Source organism: Bradyrhizobium sp. SOJA106 (assembly GCF_059448745.1).
Map to the genome: position 1 here is coordinate 4,942,708 of NZ_CM182549.1, position 18,119 is coordinate 4,960,826.

Below are 18,119 nucleotides of genomic sequence, written 5' to 3' on the forward strand. Positions count from 1 at the left end.
TCAAGTCCAACCAAGCGCGGCGGCATGGTGCGCGTCTGCCCTTGCGTCTGTCAGGGACGAATACAATGCAAACTCGTCAATGAAGCCATTCAAAGGGAATGGGCGATCCGTGCCGTTGTTGGTGCCACCACCAAGCCAGACTGCTTCCGTGCTGCGCGTCGTCAGCGTTTTTGCATAAGCGAGCGTCTGCCTCGCTTCTTGGCCTACAACTCGGATAAAAAGGTTGCCGGACGCCCGCCCGAAAATGACGTGGTAATATTTATCCGTCACAAGCGATATCGTGCTGGCGATTGCTGCCGTCGTGGCGTCGGTACTGCCCACAAGGAATTGAAGCTTATTGCTGAATACACCCAGCAAAAATGACAAATGAGTCGCATTCGCTGATGTAACCCAACCGTTAACTACCCATGGATTATAGGAGGCAGAACTGGAGGGCAACGTCGCGAAGTTGACCCACAACTCCATTGTGAAATCACTGCTCCCAAAATCGAATGTGGACGAGCTCGGAATGGTGATCAAAGAGGTGCTGTCCGGCAAATAAACCGACGTTCCTCCCTCGCCAGCCGCGCCGATACCACCGCGGATCGCAGCGCCAGAATAGCTAGCATTAAGACTCGCCGAGCCGTTGTTGGTGGCGGTCGTACTTGTCGTTTCGTCGAACGGGTAATAAACGATGGGATTGTCAGCCATCACCGCCGCCCGATATGGCTTGATCGGAGAAGCCGTCCGCCAGGTGCCCGGCAGCTTGTAGTAAGACAGAACGCTGAAACCTCCTAATGCAGCATCGGTACCGTTTCCAAGAGCATTTGATGCCTGCGCGCCCAGCACAGGGAACAACGCCCTAGACCACGGTGTCATGAGGGTCTTGGTAAAGCGGATCTCGTGAGCGTCGGAAATCTCGCCAGCGGTGTTCAATCCCCCACCACCCACGGCGTTGAACAGCACAGACCACGCCATATCCATGGTGGAGATTTGCAGGGCGAGGCCGTCGTCGAAATCTGTCGGGAAGGCCGTCTTTGCAACCTGCCCTACAGTGGTCCCGGCTGTAATGGCTGCCTGTGTTCGGCTGATGGTGTAGCCGCGAAGCGCGTTTAGCCGACTGTAGTACAGCTCTTTCGGAGCGTTATAGGCGCTGTCGGAAATCACCAGTGCGGGGCGACAAACATAGAGAAACGAGCCGCTCGACCCTCCTGATGCAAGGACAGTCCCGGCAGGAACGGCCATAACCTCAGTCGTCGCCAACTCCCGATGGAACCATTGTGTCGAACCATTGAGGTTCGCAAACCAAGCATTGACGACGTACCACGTTTCGCCTGCCGGCACGGTGACAGACCAATATGCGCCCTGCCAGTAAACATAGGCGGCGGGATCGAGCAGCGCTGCTCGATCCTTCCAGTACGCCAGTTCTGGACTGAGAAATGCCGCCGCAGCGATGTTTGCACGCGCCGTCGTAGCCGTCGCCGACAATTCCGAAAGGTTGTTCGCGCTCGACAGGTCGCCCGCACCCGGCTGGCCAACAATGTTCAGATTCCAGTCGGCAAACGTCCCGCTTCCGTTGGTCTTGTCGACATTGATGGTCAGCGCCGTGCCGCTGTACGTCCCAAGACCTTCCATCCAATTGGATGTATTCGCTGCAGAACTAGCGCGAATGCGTGCGCCGTTGGTGTAGGCTAGACCTGCTTGCGTAGTGAACGCCTTTGAGCCTGTACCGATCGTCAGCGACGTGGTCGACGTGCCGCCATAGCCTGGGCCGGTCGCCCCGGTCAGTCCGGTGTTCCCGATACTCGCCAGCAACTGCCAATAGGTCGTGTTCGGCGGACCGTGGTTAGTGTGATCGAGCACGCATGCATAGCTCGACCCCGAGAGCGTCACGACGTCGCCCACGCTGTAAGCGGTCGCATTGCTCCAGGCGCCCTTGAGCTGAAACGCCTTGTAGATGCCGATGAACGTCCAGACGCCCGCCGATTTCACCCAAGTCTTGCCACTAGACGGCTGGAATGCATACTGCCCGTCATCGCCGAGCGACGGATCAGGCGCGGTCGCGCCAACGGCCACGAACACAAAGAAACCGCTGGTATTTAGCGCCGCAACCAGCTTGTCGACGTCCCGCGCGTAAGTCTCGCCGACGATACGTTGCTGCGACACCTTCCAAATCGTGTACGACGCGCCGCTCAGCGTTGCACCAGGCCATGGCGTGATGACCAAATGCGTGTCATCCGTCACGTCAGTGATAGGGACGCAGAAATGCCCGCTTTGAAACAAGTCGCCAGGCTTGACATTGCCTGCGGTTAGCCAGATGGGCCCTAAGCCCGTAACGGTGGTGCCGTCAGCGGCAACAGAAACCGTGCCCGTGGAGTATGAAGAGAGTGCGGTCAATGTGATGTCCTAGAAAATGTTATGGCAGAAGTTCCTGCAAATTATCGGCCGGATACCCAGGCACCTTGTTCTCGACAAGAATGGCGTCGATCGCTGCCGGGGTCTTGGCGGCCCGCACTGCAACTATCATGGCGCGTCGCGCGTTCTCTCGCTCCATCATCTCATCAGGTTTTGCGACAATGATCGCCGCAAGCCCCTGGGGCGAAATACCCTCAATCTCTGCAGCCTTGACGAACTCATCAGGCGGCTCCGCTCCACGAATAACCTCCTGCGCTATCTGCCGCTTCCGTTCGTGAGCGAGATCAAGCAGCGTGGCAGTGCAATAGAGATTGATGCGCCGCTCAGCTTTCTTGACGAGTTGCGTCATGGGGTTGGCATTGATCTTCATTCCACCGCCTCGATGGTGATCTTGGCGCTCAGGTAACGTGGGCCGGCGTCGAGCGTGATCTGATAAGTGCCGGCCTGATGACTAGCGAACTCGATCTTGCCGTCTATTACGCTTTCCTGATGGATTACATGAGTGTCGAACGAGACGGTGATGTCCATGTTAGCAGGTTCGACCTGTAGCTCTAGCGCATCCATGCCATCGGCCCTTACTGGCCGGATATCGCCGGTAATACTGATATCGCGCTTCTGCACTACGCGATGCGGCTCGCTCGACACATCGACGTATAGGGACAGCATGTCGCCAGGCCCGTCATATAGTAGGTGAGGCGTTCCCATCTCCTTGTAGCGCTCGGAAAGAATTTCCAGAGTGCAATCCGCTTGGAAGATGCACTGGTTGATGAAACCGTCCGGTTGGTAGACGACGAGCACGACTAACCTCCGACTCGCTTGAATAGGTTGAACCACATTTGCGACGCTTGAGCTCCGAATTTTGATCGGAACTGAAGATATGAGGTTGTCACCAAGACATACCACCACTGATCGACGCCGTTGCCGCGATACATATTCGGCGTGAATCGTCCTGTGCTTGTAGGCACTCCAGCGTTCAAGGTAATGCAATGGCAGACGCACATCGGCGTCTGATCCAGCGTCTCACCGAAAAAGAACGTGGTTGCCGCGTCATTCGCGCTGGTGAGCGTACCTGTTCGGTAGGGAATAAGACCAGACCAGCGGGAGTCGAACACGGTCTGATCGACGTCCGCGGTCGTAACTTCGATGCCGGGCATGCTGACGCGCATGGCGCTCGCTTGCCCGCCCTGAATAAGAACACGCTGAACCATCAGCTTCCGACGCTACGATTGAAGACCATGTAGGTGACAACGACCGTTTGGGGGGTGTTGTTGGAAAAGCTCAACTGATTACCAAAGATGACGCACACTGCCGCAACATCGTTCGACTCCGCGCCGCCAGGCGCGGCTGCGCCGAGGTCACTCGGATATTCTACGTTGAAGCTGGTGTTACCCTTGAGCATCACGTATGGGTGCTTCACGAGGTCGGTAGGCAGAGCCACGGTTGGAGTCGATCCAGATGGCACCGCGATCTGGCCGGACAGAACGATCTGCTCATACTTGATATCGGAACGCAGAATGAAGTTGGCGGCCGGACCTGCAATTGCAACATCGACTCCTGGCTTTGACAGCCAGATGCCCATCGCGCCGAAACCGGGATGCAACCCTGCGAGAAAACGCTGTGTCATTACCAGTTCTGCCAGACCACATAGAATACGTTATGCGTTCCGCTCGCCAAAACAGATCGCGCCCACGTCATGTCGTCGGTGATGAATAGCTGAGTGGTGCTGATGGAGAGATAATATGGCGTCCGCTGGACGCTGACACCGCTGGTCGAATCGCGAAACACGACACCGCTGGCGTAAGAATAACCAAATCCGCTTACATTCCAGAGCATGACATCGACCGCAGGAACGGCCGGATACGTCGTTGCAAAATTGATGGGATTATTGATCGAATATCCAGCGACGGACCCGATCTCTAATGGGCGACCAGACTGAAGGCGCGAATCCAGAGCCAGATATTTGTAGTCTACCGCGGGCGGGCTCTCGGCATCGTACCCGGGCTTCGATACGGTAACTCGATCTGAGGAGATATAGATACGCTTTGCCATTAGTCCGAGATGATCAACGTACCGCTATTGAGATTGAAGTTTACTTTGCCACTGAGCCCGACAAGAGCGCCAGACGTCACCGTGCCAAGGCTCGTAATCGATCTGTCGACAATGAGAGCGCCGCTGATGCCAACTTTCGTGGCTCCGCCAATGGTGCCAACCGTGAACATCGCCTGGGGAGTAAGGCCCGGCGCAACGACCTGGAATTTGTCGGCCGTGACGATGAATGACGAGATGCCAGACCCGCCGTTGAGCAACTCAAGCCCCGTGACGTATCCGTTGACATCAAGCGTCACCGTATAAGCTGCGGCAGCGTAACCGTTGAATGTGGCGATTGCGCTCGCCGTTTGACTTACGAACGCAGTGGTCGAGCCGAAAGTCGCTGTTGCAGCTGTCGAAAAGCTTGCGAATGCTGTCTGAGTATCGACAGCGACTGTCCTGACTTCGTCAATCTGCGCCAAAGCGTCGTCAGATCGCGCGGCTAGCTGCGAACGGACCTCCTTCTTATCCAGCCATGAGCGCGTGGTGGCATTGGAGACTACGGCAGCGATCTCCTGCCTGATACGGCCCAACTCTTCGCCGAACTGGTCCTGCAGAGTCGTCAGTTGGTATTTGATACCTGCGATCACTGAGGAAAGCGCGACAGTACCAGGCGCCACCACAATGGTAGGTGCGGAGAGATCAAAGGTCGCATAAGGTCCGCGCAGCTTACCAGTGGTGATAGCCTGGACACGCAGTTTTAGCGTCGCTGGTGTCACTACCTGCTGGAATTGATTGTCGGCCCCCTCGTAAACCTGCGCCCAGTTCACCCCGCCGTCATAGGAAACGTCGGCGATGTAATATTCAGCTCCCGCCGTGGGATACCAGCTTGCACTTAGTTTCGGCTCCGCAATGCCCTGCCCGAATGAGGCCACCAACCCAACGATAAGCGGCACCCGCGCATCTGATGGAAATTGCGGCGTGGGGAGAACCGGCGGATCACCTAGGTCTGTTGTGTGGACCCGCTCGTCGTCGACGACCAACGACAGCGTGCAGTGATCGCCGCTCGGAGCGCCGTTGAGCACAACGCAAAGCTTTGACTCGCTGACACCGGTACCAAGCTCGAAGGATGGATATTCCGCACCGTCCTCGCGCGCAAGAACGTCAGCAAGCGTGGTTGATTGCGCAGCCTCCGCGGCCGAGAGGCTCGCCGCATTGAGCACAGCCTGGCTGCTGTCTCCGCCCTGCGTACACGCTACAGGCCCGAAGAACTTGCCGTTGGGCCGCCGTATCCGAATGTAGAACGGGGCCGCATCCCAGGCTGGGGCAGGGTTAAGCGTGAGAGTGTGCCCAGAGACGCCGACGACCGCACCACCGTAGCCGTAGTTTTGTGGCAACTCAGATTGAATGCGTAGGACGGATCCGAAGGTAACCGCCCTGCCCTCGTACTCCGTGCCAATTTGCACATTCTCGCGACGGTAGAGCGATTGCAGATAGTAAAACGCGCACTCGCGGAACGCTTGTTCGCGATTAACAATACCATCTACACGCCTCGGATCGGCGTTTTGAGCCGTAAATATCTCGCTGTTGGGCGGATACTGAACCTGTGCCGGCCGCCAAGTATTCTCGTCGATGTACTCGACAATGACCGCGTCAGGATCCTCGTCACCCAGCATGGTGAACGTGATCTGCGTGGAATCTCTGACGATCTCGCGGTCAGTCAGCATCATGGTCGGCACATCGCGCCACTCGTCGCGGACGACCGAAATGGTATCGCCAAGCCAGAAATGCCGAGACCGCGATGGCGTCAATATTTTATCCAACGCCTCGGGAACTGCGGTCGCTGTAGTGAACCGATAGTCGAACGTGTCGCCGCGAGCTTCACAGTTGGCAGCATGGTTGACAACAGCACTGAAGTCGACTTTTGCGACCGACAGGCCAGAGCCGTACTGGCTGCTCGTCACGGCATCGAGGAACGCCCACGACGGGCTGCGCGTTGCCCTAGTGGTGAACGTTGAGCCGTCCCATGTCGGCAGCTTGCGCGTGCCAAGGACACCAAATTTGAAAGAGCCCTGCGTCGATTGGGACGCCTTCAGTCGAATTGCAACGGTCGAGACATCCGGGAAGGAGTTGCTGCCCTTCAGAAAAGACCGTAGGCCCGCCCACACGACCTGGTTGGTGCCACGGTCACTGGCGAAAGCCGCGTCATCGCGGCGAAAGCGCACGGCATAACGGCCGGGCGCTACATCGACCTTGCGGCTGTCACGAATCGGGCTGGTAGACCCATACAGGAACGTTCCAGAGAACAGCGTCGCGAACGGCCCGATCTGGGCACCGGCATCATCAATCGGACAATACTGCGCCGTCAGCGGCACAGATCCATAGCCGATTTTGGCCCCGTCATTGGTCTGATTGAATGTCGCGCAACCAGCCGGCATAACAAAATCGATCGCCAGCGATTGCGCCTGCGTGCCAGAAGGATTGGCAGCGAACGGTCCAATCCAATCGCCGGGTACAGTCGCGGTTGGGGCGACGAAGAACCCGCCAGTTGTCCCGCTACCATCTGGCAACTGTTGCCCAGAGACCTCTGTCGACTGGTCAACATTGGTCGGGAACAGTGTTACCTCTTGTCCCGGCTCGTAAAACGCAACCTGTGCGCCGGGGAACGACGCCGAGACACCGCTGCCAGCGGTCCAAAGAGTGGTATCGTCGATATAGAGCGCCTCATACTCCATGCTGCCCATTGAGACCGACAGCAGCACGTTGAGGTATTGGTCATTGCCAACAAATTCGCCCCACGGCGTAGCGGCAAAATCGGGATAATCCTTCAGGCGGCCGTACCATACCGGCAGAGGCTGACCGAGTTTCGCGACGTTGCCCTGCGCCGCGGCGGAATAAATCTGGTCCTGCTTTGCGTCCGGTGCGTTGGTAGCACCAGCCTTTGGCGCGACAAGCGCGTTGATCAGGAGTGCGCCACCTAGCCCGATGAGGCCAGTTGCGACGCCTCCAGCGATCGTGGCCGCAGTTCCGGACAGACCTAGAACACCCGTCGCGAGTGCAGGTCCGGCCCACGCCGCGAAGGCAGTAACCGCCACAAGCGCGACCAGCCCGATAATCTGCTTGGCACCACCATTGCCGCCGAGCGGATAGGACACAAAGCGTACGCTGTCGTTTGCAGCGATGCGCTTACGCCGCCAGTCGCGGCGCAGCACGGCCTCGCCGTTTATTTCAAGGATGGTCGGCAATCCCTTTTTGAACTGCCAGCCATACTTGCGATCTCGAGTTGCCCAGCCAGACCGACGTAGGAATGCCGTCACGGTTTCGCGCGGCAGCGGCTCGGCGCGAGCGACCTCTACGCCTGGCATGACGACATGCACGACAGGCTGGCGCTTGCGGGTGCGCGCCGGTATTTTAGAAACTGTTCCGTGCATCAGGTTTTTGGCTCGAAGAACGTCAATTTCCGCCAGCCCATTTGGCGCAGCGCTAATGGCGTCTCACAGGCGACACCGGTCTTATCGTCGCAATGGATGACGCGGCCCTCCGGCAGCAGCCAGACGCCGATATGTGCCGGGAAGCGAAGATGGGCCATCAAGACAAGGGCACCATCAGCGGCTGTCACGAGCCCGCCTGGACCATCAGGCACCTCACACCAGTTGGCGCGCTCCGGATTGTTGGAGAACTCTGCAAGAACCCATCGCTTGCTGAAATCTGACGGGACCGTGAGGCCAGGCAGTTCGCGCCCAAATAATGCTCGCTGAACGTGACGGGCGAAGTCCCAACAATTGCCGCCCTGCCAGGACCATGGCTCTCCGATAAGTGCCGAGAGAAATTTGGAGCGCTCTGTCACTACGGCAACAAACTCGGAAATTGCACGTAATCGTAATTCTTGGTGATGCGCGGGAACCGCTTGTTCTGCAGGTTCTTCACCACCACGGTACCGGTTAGAGTCGTCCCAACCATCTGGACTTCGCGCAGTTCAAATTCAACAGGGCCATACGCCGGCTCTGACAAATCGCTGTTGAGATACTCGCGGTACAGTACCGTGATATATTCGCGCACGCTCTGAGCTGCGCGGATCTTCGGCACCAGCTCGCGGCCAACATTGTCAACCTTGATAGTGGTTGACGGGGGCTGTCCTTCGCGTTGCTCCGGATAATCAGCCTCGAAAGGGCAGGCAATAAATGTAACACTCTCACCACCATTACGAACCGCGCCAGCCTCTATGCCGAACTCCATGTCATCACCAACATTGGCGACGATCCGGGCTGGCTCATCAAAGGACGATTGCCAAATCTCCAGCGTATAATAGACACGCGCGCTTGGCGGACAAGACGCATATGCCTCCTGCAGGGCTTCGCTATGAGTTGGCATTAGATGTCGTAAACCCGGAGAGTCATCGAAACGTCAATCACCCCGCTGCTTACGAATTGCTCTTGCGGCATGCCGTCCTTTGTGAACTGGCAAACCTTGTTGTAGCAGCCATCACTGAGAAACACGTTCGCGGTAAATCGTGAGGTCGCATTGTTTAACGTCGTCTTCCACCACGCTGTGAAAGTGGAGAACTGCGCGTAGGTCATCCGCACGCGAAGCGGAAGCGTCCCTACATTGTCTCCGGGCCGAGTGCGCAGGCGTACATTGCCGCCCTCCATTTCGGTCGATACCGGCGGCAACATCCGTTGAACAGGCTGGAAGTCATCCAGCCTCGGCATAATCGGAACACCAGCAGGCCATGTTGGCATCGTCATCTATTACGACCCCATGAATTGCTTGACGCCATACTGCTTGGACAGCACGCGACGGCCAGCGCCGCTTGAGATGGAGTCGCCCACGGCTTGATCCACCATCTTGCGAATAGAAATCAGTGTTCCGCCGTTCGGCGTCTTTTGCGCAGTGACCTGGTTGTCGCCGTAGTTGTTGATCGTGATACCTCCACCGCCGCCCTTGACGCTGTCGTTGGCAGGAATGGACGGCGCGCCGACGTACCCACCGCTGGCATAGCCACGAAGCTGCTTACGCAATGCCTCAAGTGCCGCCGGGCCGCCTGCGGCCTTCACGCTATCCTGATCGAAAACATACTCGCCTTTGTGAACGATACCGGCAGGCTGGAATTTGCCGCCCGAACCGGTATAGCCGCCATCAGCGTAGATCGCCGGTAGGCCACCTGCCCCAGCAGTAGGCGCTGCAGTGCCACCTGCCCCCGGGATCAACGAACCAAAACCAGTTTGAAGGCTCTTCATCAGTGGGCCAACGATATAGAGCTTGATAATCATCTGCTCGATATCTTTGATGATCGCAGCCGCCATGTCGCTGAAACCGTCTTTGGCTGACTTTGCGCCAGAGACGATATCAGTAAGACCGGACGTCAAATCGTTCGACAGTGCCGAGGAAGCACCCTTAAGGGCATCGTTCAGCCGGATTGCGGCTGCGTAGCTGGAATCGAGCGCGGCAGGGACGTTGTTCCCATAGATACCATAAAGCTGTTGCGCAATCTTGACGTCTTCGTCAGACAGCAGCGACGTCTTTGCGCTGAATTCAATCTGGCTGCTTGCCTTGGCCTTCGCTAAGGCGTCAGCAGCATTGCCTGCCGCTGACGCAACAGCATTGATCTTCGCTGCGACCTCTGGCGTCACCTTACCGAAAGCCTGCTGCGCCTGCTCAGTGAGGCGGTATTGCGTCTCCAGCTTAGCAATCGCACCAGCGCCCTGACCAAGAGCTGCGATCTCGCCCTCAATGCCTGCGGTGCGCTTGTTGTTGCTATTCAGCGCACTTTGGAAGTGCTTAACTGCCTGCTCCTGAGCGCTAGCTGCCTCTTCCGCCGCTTTCTTGCGCTCGTTGTACGACAGGATTGCGAGCTGATTATCCCGCTCAGCCATCGCCGCAATCTGCTTGTCATCAGAATTGGCGGTCTTCATCACCTCATCGTAGTTCTTGAGGATCTTCTCGCGATCATCAAGATTCTTCGAAACAGTGCCGCCAAGCGTCTTCATCGCATCGGCGAAGCTCTTGTTCATCGCCGCAGCAGCGAGCGCCGCAACATCAAGTTCCTTGCCGGCCGCACCGACCGCCTTCAGATTGTTAGCAAGCTCGCCGGCCGTTTTACTGGCCTCCAGCAATTCGCCGCCGAGCGCGCGAACTTTCTGGTCCGGGCTATTATTAACAGTATCGGAAATGGCATCGCGGAAGGACGCGACGTCCGGCTTGCCGGCCTTCACCGAGGCGTTGAAATCATCAATCGCCTTGCGGAACGGGGCGAACTTGTCCGCACCCGTGTCGACGATCCGGCCGAACTCGTCGACGAACTGCGCCATCTGCTGGCCCGGCGAGGCAGCCGACAGAGCAAGCCTCTGGAAATCCTTCTGCAGCTTATCGGTGGAGATGCTCAGGAGTGCCTTAAGTACCTCCTGACTTTCCTTGACGGAGGTATCAACGCCCTTTGCGGCATCGCCATAGGCAGCCTTCAGCGACTTGACCAACTCGACGTGCGCTTTCATGCGGTCGTCGAGGTCCGACACAGCGCCGAGGGCCTTGGCAGCCCACTGCACGGCCGCGCCGCCAAGTGCAATGACTCCGATAGTAGCCAGGCTGGTTGGCGTAATCAGGGACTTGAATGCGCTACCAAGCAACGCAACGGCGCCACCAGCACCAGATTGCCCGAGCACCTGATTGATCTGCGTGCCCTGCTGCAGTGCGATAGTAAAGGGATTCTGCCCGCCCTGAAGTTGGACAGCAATGTCCTGGAACTGCGCAGCAAGGTTGGCGGTCTGGAATTTGGCCGCACCAAGGGACTTGGTGACGTCGTCAATCTTCTTGGGAGCCTTGGTGAAGGCATTCCCAAGGCTATTGTCAACCGTACCGATCTGCCCTACCAGCTTATCAAGCTGGCGTTGCATTGCTCGCGTGTCGGCCGAGATAGATAAAATTAGTTGTTCGTTGTCAGCCATTTACACCACGGAGAGACGAATGATCAGGGTGGCTTTGTGCGCTGCAATGCTGGGCTGCGCGGCAATACCAGCGGAGGCTGGCACCGCTCTTTGCGGAGCCCTACAGGCGCCAACCAGAGGCATTCTGATGTCAGCCGCCGAGACGAAGGCAGCAGTTGACAGACTGGGCACCCACACGCCCAAGGCCGCCCTTGAACTGGCGGGCAGCGGAGCGGAACCAGCCTTGGTCCGTTTCGATGAAAAGCGCGTCGCGCTAGCGAAAGCGCTTAATGAGTTTCTTGAGTCCGGCGATGCGTTCACCACCGAACTACGCAAGTGCGCCCAGTAAACCTAGCCGTACTTCTTTTTCAGTTCAGCTAGTCTATCTGCTGTCATGGCCTGGCCACCGGTTCTTACGCCGTTCGCCTCCATCCAAAACTCAACGGATGAGGTGAACTCAGTCAGCGTCGACGCCCAGAATTCGGCCGGCGACCAGCCTAATCTTACTGCGGCGAACCCTTGCCATCGCCGCCAAGGGATTCCATCGTTTCCGTCTTGGCGGCCATCTCGTTTCCCGCAGCGGCCTTTTGCGCGTGGTGGGCGAGCGACATCATAAACGCCTCGGTGCAGCGAGGAAGGTCCGCCAGCGTCATTTCCTTAAGCGCCTTCTCCACGTCCCCCTTGATCGCGAGACACTCAACAGCCGCCATGGTGGCGTTGATCTCAGCGTTAGCAATCTTCCCGTACATCTCGCTAAAACCGGGCAAACCAAGGCGGGATGAGAGAGCTGCGAGTCCCTTCATCTCCGTGGCAACAACCAGATCCACCCCGCCGACCGTGAGCGGGACTTCACCCCGCTCACCATTGTACGTCAAAGACATTAGGCCTCCGCAGTGAAGGTCAGCAACGAAGCGTCGAGCGGCGTCCACGTGGCAGAGAACTCAAGCGGGTTTTCCATGTCACCGCTCCACTCAAAATCGCTGATGAAGAACGGTCCCTGGAAGGTTCCGTAGCCTGGGACCACCACCTGATAATTCACGTTGATAGCCTGGTTGCGGACGTCGTCGGCGATAGCCTTGCCAGCCGCATTGCTGTCAAAGAGACCGTTGCCGGAGAACTCGATGGTCTGCCGGCCCGGGCGCGCAGTGGCGACAATCGGCAGCGAAGGGTCGGCGCAGTTCGGAACAGTCGTGTCAATCGACGCATTCGACATCTTGAAGGATCGCGTCCGGATACCGCAAACAAACGAAAAGACTTCCGGCGAAGCGCCGTCGCCACGTTTGATCACGAGTTCGCGGGCATTCTCTTGAGCCATATGGCCCTCCTAGTTCTCAAAATGATTGACTGTCAGTGTGACGACGCCGTGGATTGATGTTTCGTCGGCGTCGCTGAAAACACGGGTGCTGCTTACAATCGCGAACGCATACGACCGACCCGAGACAGTCAATTTCTGCGCATGCAGCGCGTCGCGTATTCTGGAAATGATTTGCTTGGCGGGGGCGTATGATCCCGGCGCAGTCCAAACGTGGATCGTTAGAGTCTCTGTCAGGCCGTCCCTACCCTGAACGTCAGCTCCAACAGAATCCAACTCGTCAACCTCAACATATGGAAGCGGATTATCCTGCGGTGCTGGGGAGTGCACACCGCCAGCGGCCAAAGGGGGTGACAGAGAATCGAGCGCTGTGAAAACCGCCGCCTGGAGTTCGAAAGAGCCGTCTGACATTGCTATTTTCCGTTAATGGCTTGTCGGATGGCACGAAGCACGCGGTTACGAATGCGCTTGCGATACTCTCGATACGTCGGGAAGATGTGCGGCTGCTTGGCAATGCCTGGGTGGGCCACCTGCGGCGTAACCACCACCTTGCCACCAACGTTGAACACAAGGGCAGGCTTCTTTTTGGCCTTGATAGTGTGAGGCCTGGTGCCAAACTCCAAGAACCGCCACAGGAAGTCCGCGAAGATGCCCCACGCGTTCGGGTCCTTCGTATCGCTTATTCCGATCGGCTTTTTCGCGTCGTTTCTGTCGGCGATTTTCGCCGCGATAATCGAGTTCCGGTACTGACCACCTTTGCGCGGAGCTCTCGCCTGTATGGCGGCTGCTAGTTCTTTCGCCGAATCTTCTTGCGCCTTAGCAATTTGCGCTTCAGCCTGCGGGACCAAATCTCGAAGCCGCTTGATTACCGCGTCACGACTTTGGGGGGTGAACCTGGCCGGCATCGTCTTTGGCCTCTGCCTCCTTCGGTTTCGGCAGCACTGTCCGAATGACCGCAAACGCGGCCTTGCGTAGTTTGATGCAGGTGCTACAGGGCTGTGCCATCGGTCTCGACAATGAATTCCAACATATCGTTGCGCTGGTCTGGGTTCGCGTGGCTACGCACGTTGTAAGTGATGCCGTCGACAATCACGCGGTAGGTCCCATTAATCGCCCGCGTGGCGGCACTAGACCTCACCCTCAGAACGCCAGCCTGGCTGTCGGCGATCCGCCCCTGCTGAATCTTTTCCCGAGCGCGCTCCGGTGACAGCTGCGCCCAGACCGTGACGTGATCGGCCCAACTCTGTGTTTGACCACCAGCTCCATCTGGGGCGGTGGTCAGGGCCTGGAACGTCGCACGCTTATTGAGGGGGCCGGCCTGCATCAATTTTGCCACATTTGTACGGTTTTCGTATTGTTTTTATGCCGACTCGGTATACGATCGCCCGAGAGACCCTGACCCACATAAGCCATGAGCAAAGAGGAGTGGCAGAAGTTGGCCGATCTGCTTCGCTGGAACGCTGCTAGATTCCGGCTCCCGGCGCATCCGAACGCATGGCCCGAGTGGATGACCGAGGAAAAGCGGCACTGCATGGCCGACAATTTCGAGGGCTACGCCGCCCAGATCGAAACAGACTGCCTCTCCCCTGAGGGAGTGAGCGGCTACGCAGCCCGCGCCAGCAGATCGGTTTGCAGGTCGCTCTTTTCCTGCGCGATCAGCGCCCGATTGATGATGACCAGTTGGTAGACGCGTCCGCCTGTCGGCAAGGTATAGGTCGTGCCGACATTCTGGTTTTCGAGCAGGTGATATCCATCGGCCGCAACGTAGGCCACGGTGCAATTGGTGCCAAGCGCGCCGCCGTAGTTGATGGCGAGCGTGGTACCCAACGTCCCGAAGTCGACGTATTTGGTCTGCGCCGTGGGGCGGTTTCCGGCAGTGTCTTGCACGGCATGACGCCCCAGCACTTCCTTGAGCGAGACGCCATCGATCGAGCCGTTATAGGTCGACGAGCCGACCGCAAACACAAGGGAGTTGTTGGTGTTCACGTTTTGCGGATATCGCGTGAACGCACCCGTGCTCGACGAATTCAAGATCGTCGTGCCCGGCCCGATTCGCATGATGAGGTTGCCAGCGGTGCGGTCTGCGATGGTCACCTGCGCCTGATAGACCTTGCCAAGCCCATAATTCGCTGCGGCACTCTGCGAAATGTTGTTGGTATTGCCCGCAGTCTTGCGTGCCTTACCAGGTGAGGCCCAATTCCAGAGTGTTCCGTCGCCGCTGATGACCCAGCTCGACAGGTCCGAATCGAAGGTTCCGTTTACGATGTTTTCTGAGCCAAGCGTCGCCGCGAGCGAGCCACCCCATTGCAGCTTGCTGTACCAACGGCCAACTGGATTGCCCGCAATGACGGCCAGGCCCGTCGTGTCCTGCTGCATCGTCGACAGGTCGGAGCCGTCGAGCCAAGAGCCCGTCTCCCCACGCGAAAACAGCGTCGCCGGACTAACGTAGGTCGGCGCATAAAGATCGACGGTGTCGTAGACCTCGATCCCGCTGAAGGTGACGCTGCCGGCCGCGCCCGGCGTCGCGTAGGCGTTCAACTGGCAACAGATGTATGCGTACGGCTCGGTCGCGATGAACGATGTCGTCACGCCGGTGCCAGCACCCGTCCAGTAGCCGAGCTGGCCAAACAGGCTTGTCGGGCTGTTGGAGATCACCACGTTCGGCGCCGTGTTGGATAGACCCGATTGCGCGATGCTTCCGATCTTCACGGAATAGGCTCGGCCGGGAATGACTGCTACGCGGAGATACTTGAGGCCGACCGTCTGGCCGGTGCTGCCATCCGTGGTAATCGTCAGCGTGCCGCCCGCTGCGCTCGCGACTCCGGCGGCATTGTTCGGACCGTCCGACCACTTCGACCAGTCCGTGGTCAGACCGCTATGGAACGCCATGTTCCCGTAGCCGAGGCCAGCCACAACGGTCCCCGTGATGGTCTGGGCGGCCGTGTTGCCCCACGCATCCGTCGCGGTGACCTGGACGGTGTAGCTCTGATTCCCGACCTTCACCCCGTTGCCGGTGAACCGTAAGAACACACCCGCCGCATAAGCGCTGGCATCGTAAATCTCGAACTGCGCGGCGTCGGCGCCGCCGGTGATCGTCCACGTCACCGGCTGATCAGCCAGCAGAGGATGACCCAGACGCGCCTTCTCGGGCACGCTGAAGCTGTTCGCTGAACGGATGACAGGTGCCGTCGCCTCCACCTCCGTCACCGTCAGAGGCACGGTCACGGTCTGAGCCGCCGAGCCATCAGTTGGCGTCGCAGTAACCCGGATCGCACGCGGGTTCTTGTTGGTCGAGGAGGCCACATTGCGCGGCGCGTAAATGCGCGGCGTGCCACCACCGCCAACCGGAATGGGCAATCCCACGCCGCCAGCCGTCGCGGCCGAGCTGGCGTTGTTCGTCACCATCGAAAGCACCGACTGGATCACAGCCTTGTCGGCGGTGAGCGCGTCCACATAGGACTGTGGCATGTCGGCTTCGAGGAATGCGAGAAAGAACGTGTTTGTGGCCGTGTCGACGACGTAACCGCCGAACTCCTGATATGCGCGCGCCAGCATACGGCCATAGCTCGTCGTCAACCCGATCCGGTCGATATCGACATTCCACGGGATTGCGAACATCGCGCCCATGGGGATGATGCCGTTATAGGACGTTGACGGGACGTCCGCCGATGTCGCGGGCCAGACATACTGCGTTCCGAGCGCCGCAACCTTGGCTTGGTTCGGTGACATGCCGATCGCGATGCCATGCGGAATGCGCCCTGCCGCCAGCTCTGCCGTGCGCACAAGGCCGCCGAGCAGAGACACGCCCGCGGCACGAATGCCGTCGTGAGCCAGAACGCCTGAATTGGGGAAGCCGACGCCCCACATGTCATTGCGGGCAAGAAAGGTGCAGTCGACGTTGGTGATGTTGCCGTTCGCGTCGGTCGTGACGTTCGGGTGCCAAGTCTCGTAATAATAGCGGCCGTTCGGCTCGATCAGGATGGCCCAGCCGTCCACCGTCAAACCGGCGAACGAGCGCGGCGTCGGCATGTCGAAATAGCCCGGAGCGTTGTCGCTGCCGGGATCTCCGGGATACGGCCACGTCGCCATGTCCGATGTATCGGAGGGCCTGCGCTGGTAGGTCCAATGCGCGACCGGATCGCTTGACGATGCCTGATAGATGCGCATCGAATCCTGCGCGATCGACAGGAACTGCGAAGTATTATTGGTGCGCAGGACGCCCGTTTCGTTCGTTGGGTCGTAAGCCTGGTAGTTGGCGCCGCTGCCAACTGGCACATTCCAGATGCTGCCCGTGGTGAAGGGATAGACCGGCGGCGCACGGTAGAACGTCTGAGCCGGGATCGACAACGCGCCAGATGATGCGTTGATCGTCGCCCCACTGTTGTCCGCGTCGGCTATGGACCAAGTGACCGCCTTCCGTGCCTGCAACGTTTGCGACCCGGCTTGCCCCTCCGGCAGCGTCATCGCGTTGAATGGCTTAACGAGGCTTGCCGCACTCCCAAGGGGTGAGAGAAGCAAACGGCGGGCTGTATTTGGATTAGTGGACACAGCTAGACGATGAATCCATACAGCCAGATCTGGCGAGCAACGGCAGCCGCGGTGAACGTGCCCGCGTTGACCAACTCAACGAACAGGCTGCTACCAACCAGTTCAAAATCTTGCGTGTCGGTGAACTGCGTCTTCACATAGCAGGTGCCACCAGCCGCAACCGGAGTGCCGAGCGAGAGCGAGCCTCGGTAAGCAGACAAGTCCCCGGACGCGCGAGCCCAAGCAGTATTGTTCGCTCGACCGCTGGGCGGCGTGACACTGTAGGTGTGGGCTGTATAGGCGCCTTCGCCGGAAATTACGGCACTAGCATCAATCTTGACAACTGCACTAAGCATGCGGACTAGTGAGCCCGGAGGGACCAGCCTCCCCAGGCGATCTGCAAAAATGAATTCCTTTGCCGTATCGATAATGTTTCCTGCCGCATAGGAGGCCGCGGACGGCGTGAAGGTGGCACTCCCCTTCACGAAGGTGCCGTTGATGAAGCTGACCTCAGCCATCAGAGCGTGACGCCCGTGTTCTGGATGTTGAGGCTGAGCTGAGTCGTGCTGATGGCGACGCCGAGAACGACAAGATCACCACCAGTGGTGATATCAGCTTGCGGGCAGATCCCACCTGGCGTGGTCGACTGGCAGTACGTCGTGCCCTTCACAAGGGTAGCACCAATAGTGATCGGACCATTCTTTTGGATGGTCAGCGGCTGATTTAGCGCCGCATTGTTGAGCGCGATGCCGCGACAAGTCTTCGCGCCCGCCGCATTGGAATCCGACAGCTTGTACTTGTTGACCGTGGTATCGAGATAGACCGCCTGCCCGGCCGTAATAGCAACACCAGCAGTTCCCGTCTCGCGCTGAGAGCTACCGTCGCCGACGACATTGGCCGCCGTAATAGTAATGTCCGCCATAATCAGTGAATCCCTA

General features: G+C 58.5%; 21 protein-coding genes. 1 reads left to right on the top strand and 20 read right to left on the bottom strand.

Annotated elements, in window-relative coordinates:
• The 11 genes from AC5V87_RS22910 to AC5V87_RS22960 are packed head-to-tail and all read right to left on the bottom strand — an operon-like array spanning nucleotide 1 to nucleotide 11,363.
• The gene (locus AC5V87_RS22910; protein ID WP_495367831.1) at nucleotides 1–2,376 is read right to left on the bottom strand and encodes a LamG-like jellyroll fold domain-containing protein; all 2,376 of its coding nucleotides are present in this window, start codon (nucleotides 2,374–2,376) and stop codon (nucleotides 1–3) included.
• A 19-nt stretch (nucleotides 2,377–2,395) separates the two neighbouring features.
• Nucleotides 2,396–2,764: a hypothetical protein gene (locus AC5V87_RS22915; protein ID WP_495367832.1), complete on the bottom strand. Its 369-nt coding sequence runs from the start codon at nucleotides 2,762–2,764 to the stop codon at nucleotides 2,396–2,398.
• Nucleotides 2,761–3,192, bottom strand: a complete 432-nt coding sequence (locus AC5V87_RS22920) for a hypothetical protein (protein ID WP_495367833.1) — start codon at nucleotides 3,190–3,192, stop codon at nucleotides 2,761–2,763. Before AC5V87_RS22920 ends, AC5V87_RS22915 begins: the two co-directional genes overlap by 4 nt.
• A 2-nt stretch (nucleotides 3,193–3,194) precedes the next feature.
• Nucleotides 3,195–3,602: a hypothetical protein gene (locus AC5V87_RS22925; protein ID WP_495367834.1), complete on the bottom strand. Its 408-nt coding sequence runs from the start codon at nucleotides 3,600–3,602 to the stop codon at nucleotides 3,195–3,197.
• A complete protein-coding gene (locus AC5V87_RS22930) occupies nucleotides 3,602–4,018 on the bottom strand; it encodes a hypothetical protein (RefSeq protein ID WP_495367835.1) in 417 nt (138 codons plus the stop codon). The genes AC5V87_RS22925 and AC5V87_RS22930 overlap by 1 nt, the downstream gene beginning before the upstream one ends.
• A complete protein-coding gene (locus tag AC5V87_RS22935; RefSeq protein ID WP_495367836.1) occupies nucleotides 4,018–4,443 on the bottom strand; it encodes a hypothetical protein in 426 nt (141 codons plus the stop codon). The genes AC5V87_RS22930 and AC5V87_RS22935 overlap by 1 nt, the downstream gene beginning before the upstream one ends.
• Nucleotides 4,443–7,853: a host specificity factor TipJ family phage tail protein gene (locus AC5V87_RS22940; protein ID WP_495367837.1), complete on the bottom strand. Its 3,411-nt coding sequence runs from the start codon at nucleotides 7,851–7,853 to the stop codon at nucleotides 4,443–4,445. The genes AC5V87_RS22935 and AC5V87_RS22940 overlap by 1 nt, the downstream gene beginning before the upstream one ends.
• On the bottom strand, nucleotides 7,853–8,269 hold the full coding sequence (locus AC5V87_RS22945) for a hypothetical protein (protein WP_495367838.1): 417 nt from the start codon (nucleotides 8,267–8,269) through the stop codon (nucleotides 7,853–7,855). The genes AC5V87_RS22940 and AC5V87_RS22945 overlap by 1 nt, the downstream gene beginning before the upstream one ends.
• Complete coding sequence (locus tag AC5V87_RS22950; protein ID WP_495367839.1) at nucleotides 8,269–8,793, bottom strand: DUF1833 family protein; 525 nt, start codon at nucleotides 8,791–8,793, stop codon at nucleotides 8,269–8,271. The genes AC5V87_RS22945 and AC5V87_RS22950 overlap by 1 nt, the downstream gene beginning before the upstream one ends.
• Nucleotides 8,793–9,167, bottom strand: coding sequence for a hypothetical protein (locus AC5V87_RS22955; protein ID WP_495367840.1), 375 nt, complete (start codon nucleotides 9,165–9,167; stop codon nucleotides 8,793–8,795). Before AC5V87_RS22955 ends, AC5V87_RS22950 begins: the two co-directional genes overlap by 1 nt.
• A 3-nt stretch (nucleotides 9,168–9,170) precedes the next feature.
• Entirely contained in the window at nucleotides 9,171–11,363 is a 2,193-nt protein-coding gene (locus AC5V87_RS22960; RefSeq protein WP_495367841.1) for a phage tail length tape measure family protein, read from the bottom strand.
• A 127-nt stretch (nucleotides 11,364–11,490) separates the two neighbouring features.
• On the opposite strand from AC5V87_RS22960, the gene AC5V87_RS22965 reads away from it, so the two are divergent.
• On the top strand, nucleotides 11,491–11,691 hold the full coding sequence (locus AC5V87_RS22965) for a hypothetical protein (RefSeq protein WP_495367842.1): 201 nt from the start codon (nucleotides 11,491–11,493) through the stop codon (nucleotides 11,689–11,691).
• Between the two features lie 2 nt (nucleotides 11,692–11,693).
• On the opposite strand, the gene AC5V87_RS22970 is transcribed toward AC5V87_RS22965, so the two are convergent.
• The 9 genes from AC5V87_RS22970 to AC5V87_RS23010 form a co-directional block, all read right to left on the bottom strand.
• A complete protein-coding gene (locus AC5V87_RS22970; protein WP_495371933.1) occupies nucleotides 11,694–11,882 on the bottom strand; it encodes a phage tail assembly chaperone in 189 nt (62 codons plus the stop codon).
• Nucleotides 11,846–12,223, bottom strand: a complete 378-nt coding sequence (locus tag AC5V87_RS22975; RefSeq protein WP_495367843.1) for a hypothetical protein — start codon at nucleotides 12,221–12,223, stop codon at nucleotides 11,846–11,848. The genes AC5V87_RS22970 and AC5V87_RS22975 overlap by 37 nt, the downstream gene beginning before the upstream one ends.
• Nucleotides 12,223–12,657 carry a phage tail tube protein gene (locus AC5V87_RS22980; RefSeq protein ID WP_495367844.1) on the bottom strand — a complete coding sequence of 145 codons (435 nt, stop codon included), beginning with the start codon at nucleotides 12,655–12,657 and terminating at the stop codon, nucleotides 12,223–12,225. The genes AC5V87_RS22975 and AC5V87_RS22980 overlap by 1 nt, the downstream gene beginning before the upstream one ends.
• Nucleotides 12,658–12,666: 9 nt before the next feature.
• Entirely contained in the window at nucleotides 12,667–13,065 is a 399-nt protein-coding gene (locus AC5V87_RS22985; RefSeq protein WP_495367845.1) for a DUF3168 domain-containing protein, read from the bottom strand.
• Between the two features lie 2 nt (nucleotides 13,066–13,067).
• Entirely contained in the window at nucleotides 13,068–13,559 is a 492-nt protein-coding gene (locus AC5V87_RS22990; RefSeq protein WP_495367846.1) for an HK97 gp10 family phage protein, read from the bottom strand.
• Nucleotides 13,560–13,642: 83 nt separating this feature from the next.
• Nucleotides 13,643–13,990, bottom strand: coding sequence for a phage head closure protein (locus AC5V87_RS22995; RefSeq protein WP_495367847.1), 348 nt, complete (start codon nucleotides 13,988–13,990; stop codon nucleotides 13,643–13,645).
• A 266-nt stretch (nucleotides 13,991–14,256) separates the two neighbouring features.
• Nucleotides 14,257–17,118, bottom strand: a complete 2,862-nt coding sequence (locus AC5V87_RS23000) for a hypothetical protein (protein WP_495367848.1) — start codon at nucleotides 17,116–17,118, stop codon at nucleotides 14,257–14,259.
• Nucleotides 17,119–17,204: 86 nt separating this feature from the next.
• Nucleotides 17,205–17,699, bottom strand: a complete 495-nt coding sequence (locus tag AC5V87_RS23005) for a hypothetical protein (protein WP_495367849.1) — start codon at nucleotides 17,697–17,699, stop codon at nucleotides 17,205–17,207.
• Nucleotides 17,699–18,103 (bottom strand): hypothetical protein, encoded by a 405-nt coding sequence (locus AC5V87_RS23010; RefSeq protein ID WP_495367850.1) that lies wholly within the window; start codon nucleotides 18,101–18,103, stop codon nucleotides 17,699–17,701. The genes AC5V87_RS23005 and AC5V87_RS23010 overlap by 1 nt, the downstream gene beginning before the upstream one ends.
• Between the last annotated feature and the right edge of the window lie 16 nt (nucleotides 18,104–18,119).